Genomic DNA, 17,379 nt, shown 5'->3' on the forward strand with positions numbered 1-17,379 from the left:
AGTATTATGGGAGAATTTTTCGTTCGAAGACCAATCGTTGCTATCGTAATCAGTATTATTATTGTGATACTTGGATTACTGGCTTTACAAAAAACGCCTATTTCGCAATATCCTGATATTAATCCTCCTGTTGTAAAAATTACTACTTCTTTTACAGGAGCAAATGCGCTGAACGTTGAACAGGCAGTTGCAACACCAATTGAGCAAAAAGTAAATGGTGTTGAAAACATGTTGTACATGAAATCCATCAACACTTCTGATGGTGCTTGTACTATTGAGGTAACTTTTGATGTGGGAACTAATTTGGATAATGCCAATATGCTCACCCAAAACAGACAAAACCAATCGGCTCCATTTATGCCTTCGAGTGTAAAACAACAAGGAGTTGTGGTAAAGAAATCTTTGTCTTTTCCAATGATGCTATTCACCGTTACCTCAACCAATCCAAAATATGATGCGAAGTTTTTGAACAACTATGCCAGTATCAATATTGTAGATCAATTGGCCCGTATCAAAGGTGTTGGAGAAGTTACCCTTTTTGGAGGAAGTGACTACTCGATGCGAATTTGGCTTAAAGCCGATATGATGAGCAAGCTTGGCATTACAGTTGAAGATGTAAAAAATGCACTCAATGCTCAAAATATGATTAGTCCGGGAGGAAAATTTGGCGCAGAGCCGGCTCCCGCCAATACTGAGTTTACATACGGTGTAACACTTCAGGATCGTTTAGTTACTGAAAAAGAATTTGGAAATATTGTTGTTAGAAGCAAACAAGACGGTGCTCAGGTTTTGATGGGTGATATTGCCCGAATTGAATTAGGAACAGAAAATTATAGTTCGACTGCACGCCGAAACAGCTCGCCAAGTGCCGTTGTAGCTTTATACCAAATGCCTGGAAGTAATGCGCTTGAAGTGGCAGAAAACGCAAAAAGCGCTATGAAACTGCTATCTGAGAAGTTTCCAAAAGATATTGAATATCAAGAATCCTTAGATACAACTTTGGCCATTACCGCAGGAGTTGATGACATTGTGCACACGCTTTTTGAAGCTATTATATTAGTAATTTTAGTAGTGTTCATTTTCCTTCAAAACTGGCGTGCTACTTTAATTCCGCTAATTACAGTTCCGGTTTCTCTTATCGGAACCATTGCGGTTTTCCCAATGTTGGGATTTTCAATTAATACACTTTCACTACTCGGATTAGTACTCGCAATTGGTATTGTGGTTGATGACGCGATTGTAGTTGTTGAAGCCGTTATTCATCATATAGAACATGGCAAAAGTCCGAAAGACGCCACCGTTCAAGCGATGCGTGAAGTATCTGGTCCTGTAATTGCGATTGCCTTGATTTTATGTGCCGTATTTATTCCGGTTGCAATGACACCCGGGATTACCGGACGTTTTTACCAACAGTTTGCCATAACCATTGCCGTCTCGGTCGCGTTCTCGGCATTTAGTGCATTGTCTTTGAGTCCCGCGCTTTGCGCCATGTTATTAAAACCTACCAAACCAATTGAAGAACAGACGGGATGGCTGGCGAAATTTTTTGCCGGATTCAACAGAATCTTCGAAAAAGTTACCGGAAAATATATCAGCGGAGCTACATTTTTTGCTAAAAAAGCAATGCGAATTGTTCTTTTATTGGTAGTAATATTAGTGGCTACTGCATTTTTAGGAAAGAAAATTCCATTAGGATTTATTCCTGAAGAAGATCAGGGTTATGTTTTGGTAAATATTGCATTGCCGCCTGCATCATCCTTACAGCGTACAGATGAAATTTCAAAAAAAGTAGACAGTTTCCTAAAAGAAGAAAAATCGATCTTGTCTTATACCACGATCAATGGATTTAGTATGCTTACCAATTCCTATCAGCCTAATAATGCGTTTATTTTCATCTCATTAAAACCTTGGGAAGACAGAGAAGAAACCGCCAAACAATTTGTAGACAGATTTAACATAAAACTTGCCACCCAAATTACGACAGCCACTTGTTTTTCATTTGGTCCGCCTGCAATTCAGGGTTTAGGAGCATCTGCAGGTTTTAGTTTAATGCTGCAGGACAGAGGCGGAAACACTCCTCAATACTTAGCTGAACAAACTCAGGCTTTTATTGCAGCCGCACAGCAGCGCCCGGAAATAAAACGAATTTACACTACTTTTAATGCCGGAACACCACAAATTAAATTAGATATTGACAATGACAAAGCCATGAAATTAGGCATTCCTGTTTCTAAAGTTACAGAAGCATTGGGAGCCTTTTTAGGAGGAAGTTATGTTAATGACTTCAACCGATTTGGACGTCAATATAAAGTTTATCTTCAAGGTGAAGCAGCGGATCGTGTGAGGCCAGAAGATTTGAATCTGATTTATGTCAAAAATAATGCTGGCGATATGTTGCCAATATCAACACTCGTTACAGCAACAAAAGTCACGGGTCCAGATTTTACCAATCGTTTAAATTTATTCCGATCAGCAGAAATTGGCGGAAGCCCAAATGATGGTTACAGTAGTGCGCAAGCCTTGACCGCCTTGGAAGAAGTTGCCAAACAGACTTTGCCGGCTGATATGAGTTTCGATTACATCAACTTATCTTATCAGGAAAAACATTCGCCGGGTGGAGGCTCGGTTTTCATAATGGCATTGGTGTTTGTATTCTTGATTCTCGCCGCACAATATGAAAGCTGGAAATTACCTTTTAGCGTACTCCTTGGAGCTCCATTTGCCGTTTTTGGTGCCTTTTTAGGATTGATGCTCGCTAGGTTTGGAAGCGATGCTTATGTAAATAACGTTTTTGCCCAGATTGGACTCGTATTATTAATCGGATTGGTCGCCAAAAATGCGATTCTAATTGTGGAATTTGCCAAAGAAGAATACGAAAAAGGAAAACCGCTTTACGAATCGGCGATGGTGGCGGCTAAACTTCGTTTCAGGCCAATTTTGATGACGGCATTTGCATTCATTCTCGGAGTAGTTCCTTTATTGACAGCGACTGGTGCGGGTTCGCAAGCTCGTATTGTAATGGGAATGGCGGTATTCAGCGGTATGTTAATCGCCACAGTTTTAGGTGTATTAATTGTACCTGGTCTATTTGTAATGATTGAAAACATCGGAAAAAAGAAAGATGATGCGGTCGTATCTACGGAAGATAATGTGGAACCAAATACTACAGACCATGATTAAGAGACATAAAATAGTCGTTGTTATATTTATCCTGATACTATTTCCTTTGGGCTGTATGGTTGGACCAAAATATAGCAAACCAGAACAGCAAAAATCAGATTCGTATAAAAACGAAAGAAACTTAGACAGTCTGGCGAATGTAACCAATTTAAAATGGTTTGATCTTTTTAATGATGACGTTTTAAAAGACCTGATTAAAAAAGGATTAGAAAATAATTACGATCTAAAAATCGCTGTTTCCAGAATCGATCAGCTTCGCGCCCAATTGGGTTATGCTAAAGCCGATTTATTTCCTTCTTTTCAATACGGAGCCACAATAAACAGCAACGATAAAAACTTTACGCCCTCAACTGCCGGAGCAAGTATGTCGTGGGAACTTGATTTTTGGGGGAAATATCGTCATGAAAATAATGCGGTACAAGCCGAACTTTTAGCTACTGAAGAAGCCCGTAAAGTTGTACTTTCAGAAATTGTGAGCAATATTGCGTATGCCTATTTTCAAATGCGAAATCTGGATGAACAATTAGAAATTACAAAGTCAACACTTGAAACAAGAGAGAAATACTATGAAATTATAAACCAAAGATTTAAAAACGGTTATATTTCTGAAGTTGACAAAGTACAAATCGAACAACAGGTTGCGATCGCCGAAGCTGCGATTCCGAACATTCAAAGACAAATAACGTATCAGGAAAATACAATTGCGTTGCTTACCGGACAACTTCCTACTGAAATTCCGAGAGGAAAAAGCAATACTGAACTGCGAATTGTTAGTGAAATTCCACTTTCTCTTCCATCTGCATTATTAGAAAACAGACCGGATGTAAAAGCGGCAGAATTACGATATAAAGCAGCAAATGAAAGAATTGGTGTAGCGCAGGCGATGCGTTTTCCTTCTCTGAATCTTGCTGCAATTGCTGGCTTCGCGAGTGCCGATTTAAGTAACTTATTTTTAGGAAGTTCATATTTGCAAAATGCATCGGCCGGAATTGCAGGCCCAATTTTTGCCTTTGGAAAAAACAAAAGAAGAGTCGAAATCAACAGACAACAAGCCGAACAATTCAAATTCATTTATCAAAAAACCTATATCGGCGCCGTTTCCGAAGTCGAACAATCTATTCAAAACATAAGAACCTATAAAGAAGAATGGACAGCCCGCGATAGACAAGTCAAAGCAGCTCTCATAAACTTTAACCTTTCCCGCGAAAGATATGACAGCGGTTACGTTTCTTACTTAGAAGTTTTGGATGTCGAAACCAACTTGTTCAATGCACAATTAAGCCTAGCACAATTATCTGAAAGACAATTAAGTTCGATGGTTGAATTGTACAAAGCACTTGGCGGGGGATGGAGTCTTTAAAAGGTTCTGAGATTCTAAGAGACTAAGGTTCTGAGGTTTTTATCCAAAATGTATAAAAAAACTAAAAGCACTATATTTCCATAGTGCTTTTAGTTTTTAATCTTTGTACCTCTGTCACTTTGTATCTAAAAACCTTAGAACCTCAGCAACTCAGAACCTTAGTTCCTTAATTAGCAAAACTCGTTAAACGCATCTTGCAAATTCTCAGCAATCATTTCAGCTGGACGTCCTTCGATGTGGTGACGTTCTAACATGTGAACCAATTCTCCGTTTTTGAACAAAGCCATAGATGGCGATGATGGAGGAAAAGGAAACATATGTTGTCTTGCAGCATCAACCGCTTCTTTGTCAACACCAGCAAAAACTGTAATAAGGTGATCTGGTTTTTTAGCGCCTTCTAAACTCATTTTTGCTCCCGGACGTGCATTTCTAGCAGCACAACCGCAAACAGAGTTTACAACAACTAAAGTGGTACCTTCAGCTTTGATAGCATTCTCAACAGCTTCGGCACTATGTAAATCTTGAAAACCAGCAGAAGTTAATTCAGCTTCCATAGGTTTTACCATTTCTTGTGGATACATATTGTTTATTTTTAAATTTTACTTTTGAACTGCAAAGTTACAAAGTTTACTCGCAACTACTTAATTTGAAGTATAAAGTTTTGTTATAGTTCAATATTAAATTCTTAGTATTGTGCTTCAGAATATTTAAACAGCACTTTGTTTCACTTTTTTATCCGGAAATTGATAATTGTATTGTTTAAAATGCCTATTTCTACCCCTCGTTTTATGCTTTGTTGTTAAAACCGTTCCTTGTATTGCTCAGAAATTTCTATAGTCGAAAGATAACTCGACAAGTATTTTTTAAGCATTTCTATTTTATCAACTTCAATAGAATAAATTGCTTTCTTACCTTCGTTTTTTACGTTTAAAAGATTTGCTTTTTTTAATTCCAATAAATGTTTCGAAATTGTTGATTGCGCTAACGGAATTAATTCAACAATTTCACCACAAGTTCTATTATTTCTTTTCCATAGAATTGTCATTATCTGAATTCTGGCTGGGTGTCCAAGTGCTTTGCAAATTTTTCCTATTGCTTTAGTTTCTATATCAAATTTTAAATTTTTCGTTGTTCCCATAAGTCCATCAGATTCCTTCTTTATCGTAAAAATTCGATCGTATTTTTGAATCGACAAAACTAAAAACAGCCTATAGCAACAATTACCATAAAACGTTATTAAAATAAAACTATAAGGCGATTTACAGCAAATCAAGGAATAACTAATCCAGAAAGGCTATCTTTTCATTTGCACAAGAAAAACTGAAATATTTATGGGTATCATCTATTTTTTGCGATAAAAAGATCTTTTGAATAAAGCTTTTATAAATGGGACTTTCGGGCATTTTGAGATCACTTGAAAATCTTCAAACAAACTCGTTTCTTCGTCTAAAAATTTAAATATCAGAGCCGGATTTCCTTTTTTAAACAAAGAAGAAAAAATAGAACTTCCCAATTCATTATGACGATATAAGATATCTAAAAGCAATAAATCATAAAACCAAAATCGACTTTTTTTATGAAAGTGATTCATTTGAAATGATTCATTCTGAATAAGCTCAACTAATTCCGAAGATTTTTTATCCGAATTTTTAAAAGTATAACCCGTGCTCGCCTTCGTCCAACCACCGGCAGTTCCAATATTTAAAACTCTTTTAGTGTTTTTTTTCCAAAAAGGATAAGAAGTCATCGGTATACTTCCCTGCTCTTTTTCGATAATTTCATAGTGTTGAATTCCGAGTTTCTCCAAATAAAGCTGTATTTCATTTTCATATTCTTCTTTTGAAAGAAGATTTTCTGAGAACAAAGTATATTCAACCAAAGCTTCTGTTTTAGAAGTTGGCAAAACATACATAAATCTCGTATTTCCCTTTTGTTCAACAGAAAAATCCATGAAAGTGGCTTGTTCCGGATTGAAAAACTCAACTTCCGTTTTCACGAACCAACCTACAAAATGTTGTTGCAAAACGGGATATTTCGTTTGCCTTTCGGCGAAAGCCTTTGTATAAATACTGTTAAACAAGGAATCGCAAGTATAACGATTGGCTTCGGTACCCACGAAAACATGTGTTTCGAGTTCGTTGATATCGGTTACTTTTTCATTTAAAAAAGTAATATTTTGATGTTTCGATAGTTCATCAAAAACAAAAATGTAAAAATCCAATCCCCTAATTTGATTGTATTGATAGGGTTTGAGTGCTAAATCACGCTTAAAATCCGGATTGGCAAATAAAGCCGAATCCCATTTTTTAGAGATAATCGATTTCCAAATTAAATCTTCTTTTGACCAAAAACACCAGGTTCTATCATTGGTTTTCTTTGCATTTTCATCTAATAATAAAATAGTTGTATCTGTAAACTTTCCAGACAAAACCATTTTGTAAACGGTCATCAAAGCAGATAAACCTGCTCCTGTAAAGATGTAATTGAAGTGTTGGATTTGCGAAGAATTCATTCTCAAAAATAAGGAATTTTATTCTTTCAGTTTTTCTAAAATAATTTTAAAATCCTTCGGACTTAAATAGTTGTTGTACTGCAGAATAATTTCGTTTCGTTCATTCAAAACGCATAAAACCGGATAAACAATCTGATTGTTAATTGTTCCGAGTTGCAAAGCCAGTTCATGAACACCGACATTATTTCCTGAAGGCTGAAATTTAAAAACGTGATTATTAAACGAAATATCTCGTTTTTCTTCGGCATTAAAATCAATGAAATAGAAATCTGAGTTTAGTTTCTCGATAATTTCCTGATTTTTAAATGTTGTCGCTTTCATTCTTTGGCAAAACTGACACCAATCGGTATGAATGAAAACAATTATTTTTCGTTTCTGAATTTGCTGTAAGCTATCCATTTCTTCAAAAGAATTGCTTTTCAGCTGACAGAAACCCGTCACTGAAATCCCAAAGAAGACAATTAATAGAAATAGCTTTTTCATTTCATTTTGTTTTTTTGCCGATTTTTCTTTCTTCGAAGTAAACTGGACTGAACTCCATCTCTACAATATAAATCGAGCCTATGGCTCTTTAAGTTCCAACGGAACGAACTATTTTGTAGAGCTGGACTCCAGTTTAATTATGAATTACATTATTTCATTTACCGCAAAGTATATCGCAATCCTAAAAACCCACGAATCGTCTGATTTTGACCATAAACATAAGTCGTGTCAAAAGTCAAACCATAAGGATTATCGGGCGTTACCAAAACTTTTCCGGCCGAATCATATTGCACATTTTTATCAAAAGGATCATTTGTTCTAGAAATCAAAAACGGATTCTTTTGCATTGGTGTAAAATTCAGCAAATTTTTGATTCCGCCATAAAGCTCAAAATTCTTCCAGCCCGTAAAGGTAAACTGAATATTCTGAATACTGTACCAAGGCGAATTCGGACTTCGCGGATCTGTTTCGCTCAGCAAAGGCAATTTCATCGGACTATAAACATTTCCGGTATAATCAATTAATAGATTCCACGGTTGTATTCTATATGAAACGCTCCAAGTTGCTGTAAAATTCTCGGTTAAAAAAGGTCTTTCAGAAATTCCATTCTGAACATTTTTATTATCCAAAACCGTTGCACCCACAATAAACTTTAATCCGGAAGGAAAATTAAGATCAACATTCGTACTTATTCCCTGACTCAAAGCATATCCGTCTATATTATCGTAATTAATCTTGTTTGGGTCACTTTCGTAGTCAGAAATGATTTTGTTGCTAAAACGGGTATAAAAAGCAGTTGTTTCGATGCCCATAAAAGTTCCGTTACCAAAATTAATTTTCTGAATATAATTTAAATTCACATTTACAGATTGTTCCGGTTTCAAATCATTCGCAATTATAACATCTCTGGAACCTGTTAGCGCGGCGTGATCTTCGGTAAATAAATTCACCACCCGAAATCCGGTTCCGGCATTTAATCTGAAAATCGTGTTTTCATTGGCTTTGAATCGGTACGCAAATCTCGGTGTAAAAATCGAGCCGTGAATCGAATTGTAATCATAACGCATTCCAAGCAAAACCTGGCTTTTTGGAGAAAATGTAATTTCGTCTTGAATAAAAATTCCAGGAAGCCAAGTGCTTTCAGCTTCTTTGGTTGCCGTTGTGTTGTCATCGTAATAGGAATATCGGCTGGCGATTCCGGCCAATAAATCATTTCGCCCAATTTTTTTATCCCAGGTCAATTGCAAAAAACCAATTTTCTGATTCGCGATATACGAAGTCGTTCCGTAACGGCTGTCTTGATAATGAACATTCCCAGAGAACGATAGCATTAGTTTTTCCTCAAATGGCAATTGATAACTTCCTATTAATTCGGCTCTTTTGGTATAAATACTTTCGCCATAAATTTCGTCGCCTCCGCGGAATTTCTTTTCCCAGCGCACATCTCCGCCCCAGCGATCTTCGTACATGCCGCGTACCGCAACCGTAAAAAGCCGATTATTGTTTCGTAGAAAACTCCATTTATTAAAAACCGAAATTCGGTCAGAAAGCGTCACATCCGTAAAATTATCCTTGTCTTTATCAATAACCTGATTGTAATTGAAATAATTAAGGCCCAAAAGTGCGTTGGCTTTTTTTCCGACATTAAATTTCATTCCCAAATCAAGATTGTTTTCGAAATAAGTCGTCGTAAAATAATCCGCAGAAAACATTGGAGCATTTGTTGGATTTTTGGTAATAATGTTGATCAAACCGCCAACCGCTTCACTTCCGTAAAGAGACGAAGCCGGACCTTTTACGATTTCAATTCTTTCGACCAAAGAATTCGGAATTCCGGATAAACCATAAACGGTAGAAAGACTGCTTACAATTGGCATTCCGTCAATTAAAATCAAAGTATAAGGACCTTCCAATCCGTTAATATGAATGTCGCCCGTGTTGCAGACACCGCAATTCAGCTGAGGTCGAACGCCGTTTACATTTTGAAGCGCATCGTAAATACTTGGTGTCGGATTTTTTTTGAAGAAAACCGGTGAATAAACCTCAACCGGAACAGCACTCTCCAAACGTTTTACAGGTTTTAAAGTTCCGGAAACTACAACTTCGTTAAGCTCGTTTTGGTCTTCGCTCAATTGAAAATCAAGATTCAGGTTTTGATTTTCTAAAACCAAAATTTTTTGGGTTATTGGTTTGAATCCAGTCGAGGTCACGTGAATTTTATAATTCCCTTTCGGAACATTTTCTAATTTATAAAATCCGATTGAATCGGTTTGTGCTTTAAAGTTGGTATTTAATAAACTGATAGTAGCTTCCTGTCCAGCAGGGATTAATCCGTCAATTTTTCCAGATATATTTTGCGAATAAAGGCTTGTAGCAGAAATTATTAATATTGTCAAAAATAAATATTTCATTCTTGTAAAATTAAATTTAGACAAAACTAAAAATTAAATTTGATAAATATTGTTTCCAGCTGTAATAATTTTAAACGGATTGGATTCAATGTGTTATATTTTTTGTTTGGCTTTGAAGAAAAATTAAAAAGCTTCTATTTTTGATCTCGCAAAAACGCAGAGACGCGACGTTTTTTCTTAACCATATAAGCCGCATGTTAGTTCATTTAAAACTAAGCTTTAAATTATCTTACATCGCTTATATGTTTTAATTCACTTTGCGTTTTAGCGACTTGCAAGAAATTTTTGGTGCTATGGAATATCTTGACTTTCAAATCAAGCTTCTACTTTTAATAATTTTGTTTTTTGTGCAAATTGCAATTCAATAAATGTCCAATAATCATTCCGATTCCGCCAAAGTAAATTAGATCGAGATGCATATCAAAAAATATTTCACTCAAAATACTGATCCAAATTAAACTCATCGAAACAACTAAAATTGACGACACTAAAAGCGACGATTTTTTCATAATTTTGATGATGGCAAATAAACCAAAAGAAGCAAAAATCAAATCAATTATTGGATTATGAATTAGTCCTAAAGGAAGAATTGTTAGAACAGGAAAAATCAAACAATGAACGAGGCAAAACGTTGCGCTTGAAATTCCCAAAATATCGTAAAATGATGTTGTTATTTTCTTCATATTTTATAGATTTGCTTAATGCAATTTAGTTGCAAATATATTACAATTTTATCAATTGCAACATTGTTGCTATAAAATTTTTAATTTAAAAAAATGAAAACCACACGTAACACTACAGCAAAGACGGCCGTTTTAGAGGTTTTTGAAAAATCTAAAACTGCGCTTTCGCACACCGAAATCCAAAAAAAATTGAACGATGTCTGCGACCGCGTCACCATTTATAGAATCCTCGACCGCTTGGTTAACGATGATATTGTGCACAAAATTTCAAACCTTGACGGAACAGTAAAATATGCCAAATGCAATCATGCTAACCAACGTGTTCACATACATAATCATGCACATTTTAGTTGCGAAAACTGTCATGAAATTACATGTCTCGAAAATGTAAAACCAAGTTATATTATGCCCCATAATTACAAAGTGAAGGAAATCAATTTTACATTATCTGGATTGTGCCCAAATTGTTTAAATTCTAACATCTAAGTTTTAGACTCGCCTAAAAATATTGTTCAGCGAATGTAATTTTTACATATATTTGTTAAAACAATAGTTGCACAATGACCAAATCTTTAGAAGAAGTAAACCAATCGGTTGCTACAGAACATAAAAAAACAGGATTCAGGAAAATATTAGCCTTTTTAGGCCCTGCATACTTAGTCAGTGTTGGTTATATGGACCCAGGGAACTGGGCCACAGATATCGCCGGCGGAAGCCAATTTGGCTACACACTTGTGTGGGTTTTATTGATGAGCAATTTAATGGCTTTGCTATTGCAGAGTTTGAGCGCTCGCCTCGGAATCGTAACGCAGCGTGATTTGGCACAAGCTTCACGTGAAACTTATTCTAAATTCATAAATTACATCTTATATTTTTTGGCAGAAATTGCCATCGCCGCCTGTGATTTGGCAGAAGTTCTAGGAATGGCAATCGGAATTAATCTTTTATTCGGAATTCCTCTACTTGAAGGTGTTTTAATAACCGTTTTGGATACTTTCCTCCTATTATTCTTGATCAACAAAGGAATTCGCAAGATGGAAGCCTTTATAATTGTTTTGGTTGCAATTATTGGCTTTTCTTTTATTTTCGAAATGATTTTTGCGCAACCTGAAGTTCCGAAAATCCTTGCCGGACTTATTCCTTCAATCCCAAATTCAGCTGCTTTATACATTGCAATCGGGATTATCGGGGCAACTGTAATGCCTCATAATCTTTACCTGCATTCTTCATTAGTGCAAACCAGAAAATTTGACCGAACTCCAGCCGGAATCAAACAAGCTTTAAAATACAACCTAATCGATTCTACAATCGCATTGAATCTCGCTTTTTTTGTAAACGCCGCTATCTTAATTCTTGCGGCCGCAACATTCCACAAAAATGGAATGTTTGAAGTTGCAGAGATTCAGGATGCACATAAATTTCTAGAACCTTTACTAGGAAACAAATGGGCGCCAATTCTCTTTGCAGTTGCCTTAATCGCTGCCGGACAAAGCTCAACGGTAACCGGAACACTTGCAGGACAAATTGTTATGGAAGGCTACCTCCATTTACGCATTCAGCCTTGGGTTCGCCGAATTATAACACGTTTAATTGCAATTGTTCCAGCCTTGATCGTGATTTATATTTATGGCGAAAGCGTAACTGGGAAATTATTAATTTTAAGCCAAGTTATTCTGAGTCTGCAACTCGGATTTGCCATCATTCCGCTTATTCATTTCGTGAGTGATAAATCAAAAATGAATGGTTTTCATATTTCTAAAATTACACAGGTTGTTTCCTGGATTATCGCCACAATCATTGTTTCTTTGAACGCAAAATTAGTCTACGACGAAATCACTTCATGGCTTGAAAGTTCAAACCATCCAACAGTTCTTTGGTTGACTGTTGTTCCACTTGCTTTTACTTTTGCTGGATTATTGTTATACATTGTTTTTAAACCTTTTATCGCAAAGGCGAAGTTAAAAACAATCAATCATTCGCCTCACAATCTAAAATTAAAATTTACGCCACAGGAAAACCACGCTGTAAAAAATATTGCTATTTCAGTAGATTTTTCAAATGCCGATGAAGCCGCACTCAACCGTGCTTTTGAACTCGGCGGAATGGATGCTAAATACACGCTTATTCACATTGTAGAAACTGTTGGCGCTTTAATGTACGGTGTGAATATACATGACCACGAAACCACTATTGATGAAAAGCTTCTTTTAGAATACAAAAAAATGCTTTCAGAAAAAGGATTCAATATTGAAACCGAACTTGGTTTTGGAAAACCCAACAACGTAATTCCAAAAATAATAAACGAAGGTAGCTTTGATATTTTAGTAATGGGAACCCACGGCCACACTGGATTAAAAGATATTCTTTTTGGCACAACCGTAGATAAATTGAGACATAAAATTTCAATACCTTTGTTAATTGTTAAATAAAGGTGCTGAGATGCAAAGGTTTTAAGATACTAAGGTTTTTTATTATAAGCCTCAAAAGCAAACTTAGAACCTTAGTATCTTAGAACCTTAGAACCTCAAAAGAAATGACCTTTTCAGAAGAAAACTACCTTAAATCGATATACCACCTAACAGCAGCTTTAGAAACTGAAGTCAGCACCAATGCTATTGCTGAAATCATGGAAACAAAAGCTTCCTCTGTAACCGACATGCTTAAAAAGCTGGCAGAGAAAGATTTAGTCAATTACAAAAAATATCAAGGCGTTTCTTTGACGGAAAACGGAAAATTAGCTGCCAAAATGATTGTTAGAAAACATCGTTTATGGGAAGTATTTTTAGTTGAAAAACTAAATTTTTCTTGGGACGAAGTTCATGATATTGCAGAGCAGTTAGAACACATCAAATCAGAACAATTGATTAATCGTTTAGATGATTTTCTAGGAAATCCCACTGAAGATCCACACGGCGACCCGATTCCGGATGCAAATGGACGAATCATTAAAATTGAAAAACAGCTTTTATCAGAATTAGAAGAAAACCAAATCGGTGTTTGTGTTGGTGTTAAAGACACTTCATCAGAATTTTTGAAATATCTGGATAAGCAAGGAATCGCTTTGGGTTCTAAAATTGAATTTCTTTCTAAAGAATCTTTCGATTTATCTGTAAAAATTAAGGTTGATGGAAGGGAATTATCTATTTCTAATAAAATTGCTTCTAATTTGTTTGTGAAGTTGGTTTAATTATAGAAAATAAAAAAAGAGCTAAAACTGTTTTAAATAGTTTTTGGCTCTTTTTTTATTCATTTTGCCTTCTAAACAATACCTTTCTCAATCATCTCGAGCATAACTGGCGATGCATTTTTAAATGTCGGTGGCTGCTCGATAATACTTCCTGCATTCTTTTTATTTACTTTGAAAGTTACATCGTTATCTGTTGTAAACAAAAGTGCCGTTAGAAACGGTTTTTTGATATAAGAGCCTAAAACCAATAAAGCTTCATCTAAAGTATGAATGCTTTCAATTTCTTCTGTTTTATAACGAGTTGTCAGAGAAATTGAGAATGTGTTATCTTCATTCAAAACCAATCTGAAATAGATGTTTTTGATTTCGGTATCGCCGATTGTTTTTGCCAAAGTCAATTTAGCGAAAGTTCCTGCTTGAATACTTTCTTTAACTCGTTCACAAAAAAGGGCAAATATTGGTTCGTACATTTTTTTAAAGGTGCTAAGGTTCTGAGATGCTGAGTGACTAAGGTTATACAATCTTTGTCTCTAATTTTAACCGCAAAGGTCGCAAAGATTTACGCAAGGTTCGCTAAGTTTTTAATTTTTCTTGCGTGCTTTGCGTAAATCTTTGCGAACTTAGCGGTTAAGAAAAAAATTATTTTCCGGTAAATTCAGCTTTTCTTTTCTCTAAAAACGCTGTTGTTCCTTCTTTAAAATCCTGTGTCCCGAAACATTTTCCGAAAGATTTTATTTCCGTATCAAATCCGTTTTTACCGTCTTCATAATTAGCATTGATTGCTTTAATTGCTTTTGCAATTGCAAAAGGAGCATTCTTGATGATTTTTTGTGCAATAACAGTTGTAAACGATAAAAGTTCCGCTTGAGGCACAACATGATTTACTAAGCCGTATTGTTTTGCTTCTTCAGCAGAAATCATAGCTGCAGTCATGATCATTTCCATTGCACGGCCTTTTCCAACTAATTGTGGCAAACGCTGTGTTCCTCCGTAACCTGGAATTAATCCTAAAGTAACTTCTGGTAATCCCATTTTTGCGTTGTCTGACGCTACTCTAAAATGACAAGCCATTGCCAGCTCTAATCCACCGCCTAATGCAAAACCGTTAACGGCTGCAATAACAGGCTTTTTAAGGTTTGCAATAAAATCAAACAACAATTCTTGGCCTTCTGCTGCAAGCTGGGCGCCTTCAACAACAGTAAAATTAGCAAATTCAGAAATATCAGCTCCTGCTACAAACGCTTTTTCTCCGCTTCCGGTCAAAATTATTACGCGAACCTCATCACTCTTGCTTAACAATTTAATGGCATTGCTCAAATCACTGATTGTTTCTTTGTTTAAAGCATTCAGTTTTGCTGGTCTGTTAATCGTAATGGTTGCAACTCTCTCCTCTATTGCAACTAAAATATTTTCATAGTTCATGACACTGATTTTATGAGTTTGTAATTGGCAAAGAAACTATAAACGTAGTTCCTTTTCCATAAGTTGATTCAAAGGTAATTGTTCCTTTATAATTTTCTATAATGTTTTTAATAATTCCGAGGCCAAGCCCCATTCCGCTGGTTTTGGTGGTGAATTTTGGCTCGAAAATTCTGCCAGTATCTTGTTTTTGAATTCCAATTCCGTTGTCTTTAACGGCGATTTCAACATTGTTGTTTCTTCTTTTTACCGTAACAACAATTGATTTTTGAAACTGACTTTCAGAAATTGCCTGAGTTGCATTTTTAACCAAATTGGTAATCACACGAATTAATTGCGTACGATCCATAGTAGAAATGATTTCTTCTTCATCACTTTCAAAAGAAATATAATCTTCATTGAAAATATCCAAAGCCAATTCAACAACCTCAACCACATTTAATGTTTCATTTTGTTGCGCCGGCATCGAAGCAAAGTTCGAAAATGCCGAAGCCACAGCCGTCATCGTATCAATCTGCTGAATTAAGGTTTCGGAGTAATCATTCATCTTTTGTTTTACGTCAGGAGCGCTTGGATCAAATTTTCTTTGGAAACTCTGCACTGTCAAACGCATTGGCGTAAGCGGATTTTTAATTTCGTGCGCGACTTGTTTCGCCATTTCGCGCCAAGCTTCTTCACGTTCGCTTTGTGCTAATTTAATTGCACTAGTTTCGAGTTTGTCAACCATTCCGTTATACGCTTTTATCAGGAAGTTGACTTCTTTGCTGTTTGCTTCCAGAACAATTTTCTCGTTTTTCTGATCCAGATTGGTCTCTTCCAAACGATCTGAAATGGTTTTAAGTGATTTTGTAATATAAGTCGAAAGGAAATACGCCAATCCAAAAGCCACAATCAACATAAAAGAATACACCTGACTTAAACGAATTAAAAACGTATTCAACTCATTATCATAATAACCATCGTCTTCTAAATAAGGAAGATTCAGAATTCCGAGTGGTTTGAATTTTTCGTCTTTAATTAAACTGTATGAAGATCGGTTTTTGACTCCGTCGATGGTTTTAATGTCTACAAATCGTTTTTCAATCGAAGAGCGAACCAATTTCAAAATATATTCCGGAATTGGCGGCGGCGCTTTATCAACGGCGAAAGACTCTTTTGAAGATTTTAATAGTTTTCCGTCAAGACTATAAATGTTGATTTCGATTTTGTGAATCTGAGCTAATTCGTGGATTTTATCTTTAAAAATCAAATCCAAATTTTGGGTTTTCAGCGGATAAGTTGTAGTCGAAAGCACATAATTGATGTGTTCTTTTACCGCATTTTCTTTTCGTTCTAAACGTTCCTGATGATATTCTTTGGCCTCGGTTTTAAACTGAATAATCGAAATCGAAGCCAATAAAAAAGATGCCACAACAATCAATACAATCATCGACAGGAAAATCCTGGTACGAAGCGATAGCATTGACATTTTGAAGTTTAGCATTTTCTTTTTGTTTTGTTTGTTTCAGGTTTAAGTTTCAGGTTCGTCGCGGTTGGCAACTTGAAACCTGAAACTTGAAACTAAAAAAACTATTTCTTCTCGCGAATACGTTTATAAAAACGGAATCCAAGCATAATTAAAACCGAAAATAAAATAATTCCGATTACGCCGAAAATCCAATTTATGGCACTTTTTAAAACTACTAAAAATACAACAGCAAATAAAATAATCGTAGCGCCTTCATTCCATAAACGCATGAAATTATTCGAATATTTCACCTCATCATTTTGCAATTGCTTAAAAATCTGATGGCATTTTCCGTGATATAAATATAAAAGGAAAACGAAACATAATTTTATGTGCATCCAAGATTGTGTAAGCCAAATATGTCCTGCATCTGTAAAAAACAGCATCCAGAAAGCAAAAATACTCGCCAAAACCGCCGACGGCCACGTAATAATATACCACAAACGGTAGGCCATTATTTTGTATTGCGCTTGCAAAATTTCTTTTTCTGGCGAAGGTTTTTCATTTGCCTCAATTTGGTACACAAACAAACGCACAATATAAAATAAACCCGCAAACCAAGTGATTACAAAAATAAGATGCAGTGATTTTAGATAGTTATAATATTCCATAAAGTCTATTTTCTTTACTCTTGCCT

15 protein-coding genes are annotated in these 17,379 nt (G+C 35.7%); 5 read left to right on the forward strand and 10 right to left on the reverse strand.

Going from position 1 to position 17,379, the window contains the following annotated elements; genetic code table 11:
• Positions 1–6: 6 nt before the first annotated feature.
• Together ACWA1B_RS02020 and ACWA1B_RS02025 are read left to right on the forward strand one after the other, a co-directional pair.
• Positions 7–3,180 (forward strand): efflux RND transporter permease subunit, encoded by a 3,174-nt coding sequence (locus ACWA1B_RS02020; RefSeq protein WP_456904240.1) that lies wholly within the window; start codon positions 7–9, stop codon positions 3,178–3,180.
• Complete coding sequence (locus ACWA1B_RS02025) at positions 3,173–4,540, forward strand: efflux transporter outer membrane subunit (protein ID WP_456904241.1); 1,368 nt, start codon at positions 3,173–3,175, stop codon at positions 4,538–4,540. The genes ACWA1B_RS02020 and ACWA1B_RS02025 overlap by 8 nt, the downstream gene beginning before the upstream one ends.
• 170 nt (positions 4,541–4,710) lie before the next feature.
• On the opposite strand, the gene ACWA1B_RS02030 is transcribed toward ACWA1B_RS02025, so the two are convergent.
• From ACWA1B_RS02030 to ACWA1B_RS02055, 6 genes are all read right to left on the reverse strand, one after another.
• The gene (locus tag ACWA1B_RS02030) at positions 4,711–5,121 is read right to left on the reverse strand and encodes a BrxA/BrxB family bacilliredoxin (RefSeq protein WP_144336787.1); all 411 of its coding nucleotides are present in this window, start codon (positions 5,119–5,121) and stop codon (positions 4,711–4,713) included.
• 218 nt (positions 5,122–5,339) lie between these two features.
• Positions 5,340–5,678: an ArsR/SmtB family transcription factor gene (locus tag ACWA1B_RS02035; protein ID WP_456904242.1), complete on the reverse strand. Its 339-nt coding sequence runs from the start codon at positions 5,676–5,678 to the stop codon at positions 5,340–5,342.
• Between the two features lie 204 nt (positions 5,679–5,882).
• Positions 5,883–7,052, reverse strand: coding sequence for a lycopene cyclase family protein (locus tag ACWA1B_RS02040; RefSeq protein WP_456904243.1), 1,170 nt, complete (start codon positions 7,050–7,052; stop codon positions 5,883–5,885).
• Between the two features lie 18 nt (positions 7,053–7,070).
• Positions 7,071–7,535, reverse strand: a complete 465-nt coding sequence (locus ACWA1B_RS02045) for a thioredoxin family protein (protein WP_456904244.1) — start codon at positions 7,533–7,535, stop codon at positions 7,071–7,073.
• A gap of 158 nt (positions 7,536–7,693) precedes the next feature.
• A complete protein-coding gene (locus ACWA1B_RS02050) occupies positions 7,694–9,946 on the reverse strand; it encodes a TonB-dependent receptor (protein ID WP_456904245.1) in 2,253 nt (750 codons plus the stop codon).
• Between the two features lie 329 nt (positions 9,947–10,275).
• Positions 10,276–10,629, reverse strand: coding sequence for a MerC domain-containing protein (locus ACWA1B_RS02055; RefSeq protein WP_456904246.1), 354 nt, complete (start codon positions 10,627–10,629; stop codon positions 10,276–10,278).
• A gap of 93 nt (positions 10,630–10,722) precedes the next feature.
• Here ACWA1B_RS02055 and ACWA1B_RS02060 point away from each other — a divergent pair, with 93 nt between their 5' ends.
• The 3 genes from ACWA1B_RS02060 (at position 10,723) to ACWA1B_RS02070 (ending at position 13,816) form a co-directional block, all read left to right on the forward strand.
• Positions 10,723–11,115 (forward strand): Fur family transcriptional regulator, encoded by a 393-nt coding sequence (locus ACWA1B_RS02060; protein WP_456904247.1) that lies wholly within the window; start codon positions 10,723–10,725, stop codon positions 11,113–11,115.
• A 74-nt stretch (positions 11,116–11,189) separates the two neighbouring features.
• The gene (locus ACWA1B_RS02065; RefSeq protein WP_456904248.1) at positions 11,190–13,058 is read left to right on the forward strand and encodes an Nramp family divalent metal transporter; all 1,869 of its coding nucleotides are present in this window, start codon (positions 11,190–11,192) and stop codon (positions 13,056–13,058) included.
• A gap of 104 nt (positions 13,059–13,162) precedes the next feature.
• Entirely contained in the window at positions 13,163–13,816 is a 654-nt protein-coding gene (locus tag ACWA1B_RS02070; RefSeq protein ID WP_456904249.1) for a metal-dependent transcriptional regulator, read from the forward strand.
• 71 nt (positions 13,817–13,887) lie between these two features.
• Here ACWA1B_RS02070 and ACWA1B_RS02075 read toward each other — a convergent pair whose 3' ends face one another.
• From ACWA1B_RS02075 to ACWA1B_RS02090, 4 genes are all read right to left on the reverse strand, one after another.
• Positions 13,888–14,286: a hypothetical protein gene (locus ACWA1B_RS02075; RefSeq protein ID WP_456904250.1), complete on the reverse strand. Its 399-nt coding sequence runs from the start codon at positions 14,284–14,286 to the stop codon at positions 13,888–13,890.
• 169 nt (positions 14,287–14,455) lie between these two features.
• Complete coding sequence (locus ACWA1B_RS02080; protein WP_456904251.1) at positions 14,456–15,238, reverse strand: enoyl-CoA hydratase/isomerase family protein; 783 nt, start codon at positions 15,236–15,238, stop codon at positions 14,456–14,458.
• Between the two features lie 10 nt (positions 15,239–15,248).
• On the reverse strand, positions 15,249–16,664 hold the full coding sequence (locus ACWA1B_RS02085) for a sensor histidine kinase (protein ID WP_456904852.1): 1,416 nt from the start codon (positions 16,662–16,664) through the stop codon (positions 15,249–15,251).
• A 140-nt stretch (positions 16,665–16,804) separates the two neighbouring features.
• On the reverse strand, positions 16,805–17,353 hold the full coding sequence (locus tag ACWA1B_RS02090; RefSeq protein WP_456904252.1) for a CopD family protein: 549 nt from the start codon (positions 17,351–17,353) through the stop codon (positions 16,805–16,807).
• Between the last annotated feature and the right edge of the window lie 26 nt (positions 17,354–17,379).

This window comes from Flavobacterium xizangense (genome assembly GCF_054075145.1).

Bases quoted from the DNA above. Each gene is read 5' to 3' on its own strand.
- ACWA1B_RS02090 (WP_456904252.1), bottom strand. From the start codon at position 17,353: ATGGAATATTATAACTATCTAAAATCACTGCATCTTATTTTTGTAATC.
- ACWA1B_RS02065 (WP_456904248.1), top strand. From the start codon at position 11,190: ATGACCAAATCTTTAGAAGAAGTAAACCAATCGGTTGCTACAGAACAT.
- ACWA1B_RS02020 (WP_456904240.1), top strand. From the start codon at position 7: ATGGGAGAATTTTTCGTTCGAAGACCAATCGTTGCTATCGTAATCAGT.
- ACWA1B_RS02030 (WP_144336787.1), bottom strand. From the start codon at position 5,121: ATGTATCCACAAGAAATGGTAAAACCTATGGAAGCTGAATTAACTTCT.
- ACWA1B_RS02085 (WP_456904852.1), bottom strand. From the start codon at position 16,664: ATGATTGTATTGATTGTTGTGGCATCTTTTTTATTGGCTTCGATTTCG.
- ACWA1B_RS02045 (WP_456904244.1), bottom strand. From the start codon at position 7,535: ATGAAAAAGCTATTTCTATTAATTGTCTTCTTTGGGATTTCAGTGACG.
- ACWA1B_RS02025 (WP_456904241.1), top strand. From the start codon at position 3,173: ATGATTAAGAGACATAAAATAGTCGTTGTTATATTTATCCTGATACTA.
- ACWA1B_RS02040 (WP_456904243.1), bottom strand. From the start codon at position 7,052: ATGAATTCTTCGCAAATCCAACACTTCAATTACATCTTTACAGGAGCA.
- ACWA1B_RS02060 (WP_456904247.1), top strand. From the start codon at position 10,723: ATGAAAACCACACGTAACACTACAGCAAAGACGGCCGTTTTAGAGGTT.
- ACWA1B_RS02075 (WP_456904250.1), bottom strand. From the start codon at position 14,286: ATGTACGAACCAATATTTGCCCTTTTTTGTGAACGAGTTAAAGAAAGT.
- ACWA1B_RS02050 (WP_456904245.1), bottom strand. From the start codon at position 9,946: ATGAAATATTTATTTTTGACAATATTAATAATTTCTGCTACAAGCCTT.
- ACWA1B_RS02080 (WP_456904251.1), bottom strand. From the start codon at position 15,238: ATGAACTATGAAAATATTTTAGTTGCAATAGAGGAGAGAGTTGCAACC.
- ACWA1B_RS02035 (WP_456904242.1), bottom strand. From the start codon at position 5,678: ATGGGAACAACGAAAAATTTAAAATTTGATATAGAAACTAAAGCAATA.
- ACWA1B_RS02070 (WP_456904249.1), top strand. From the start codon at position 13,163: ATGACCTTTTCAGAAGAAAACTACCTTAAATCGATATACCACCTAACA.
- ACWA1B_RS02055 (WP_456904246.1), bottom strand. From the start codon at position 10,629: ATGAAGAAAATAACAACATCATTTTACGATATTTTGGGAATTTCAAGC.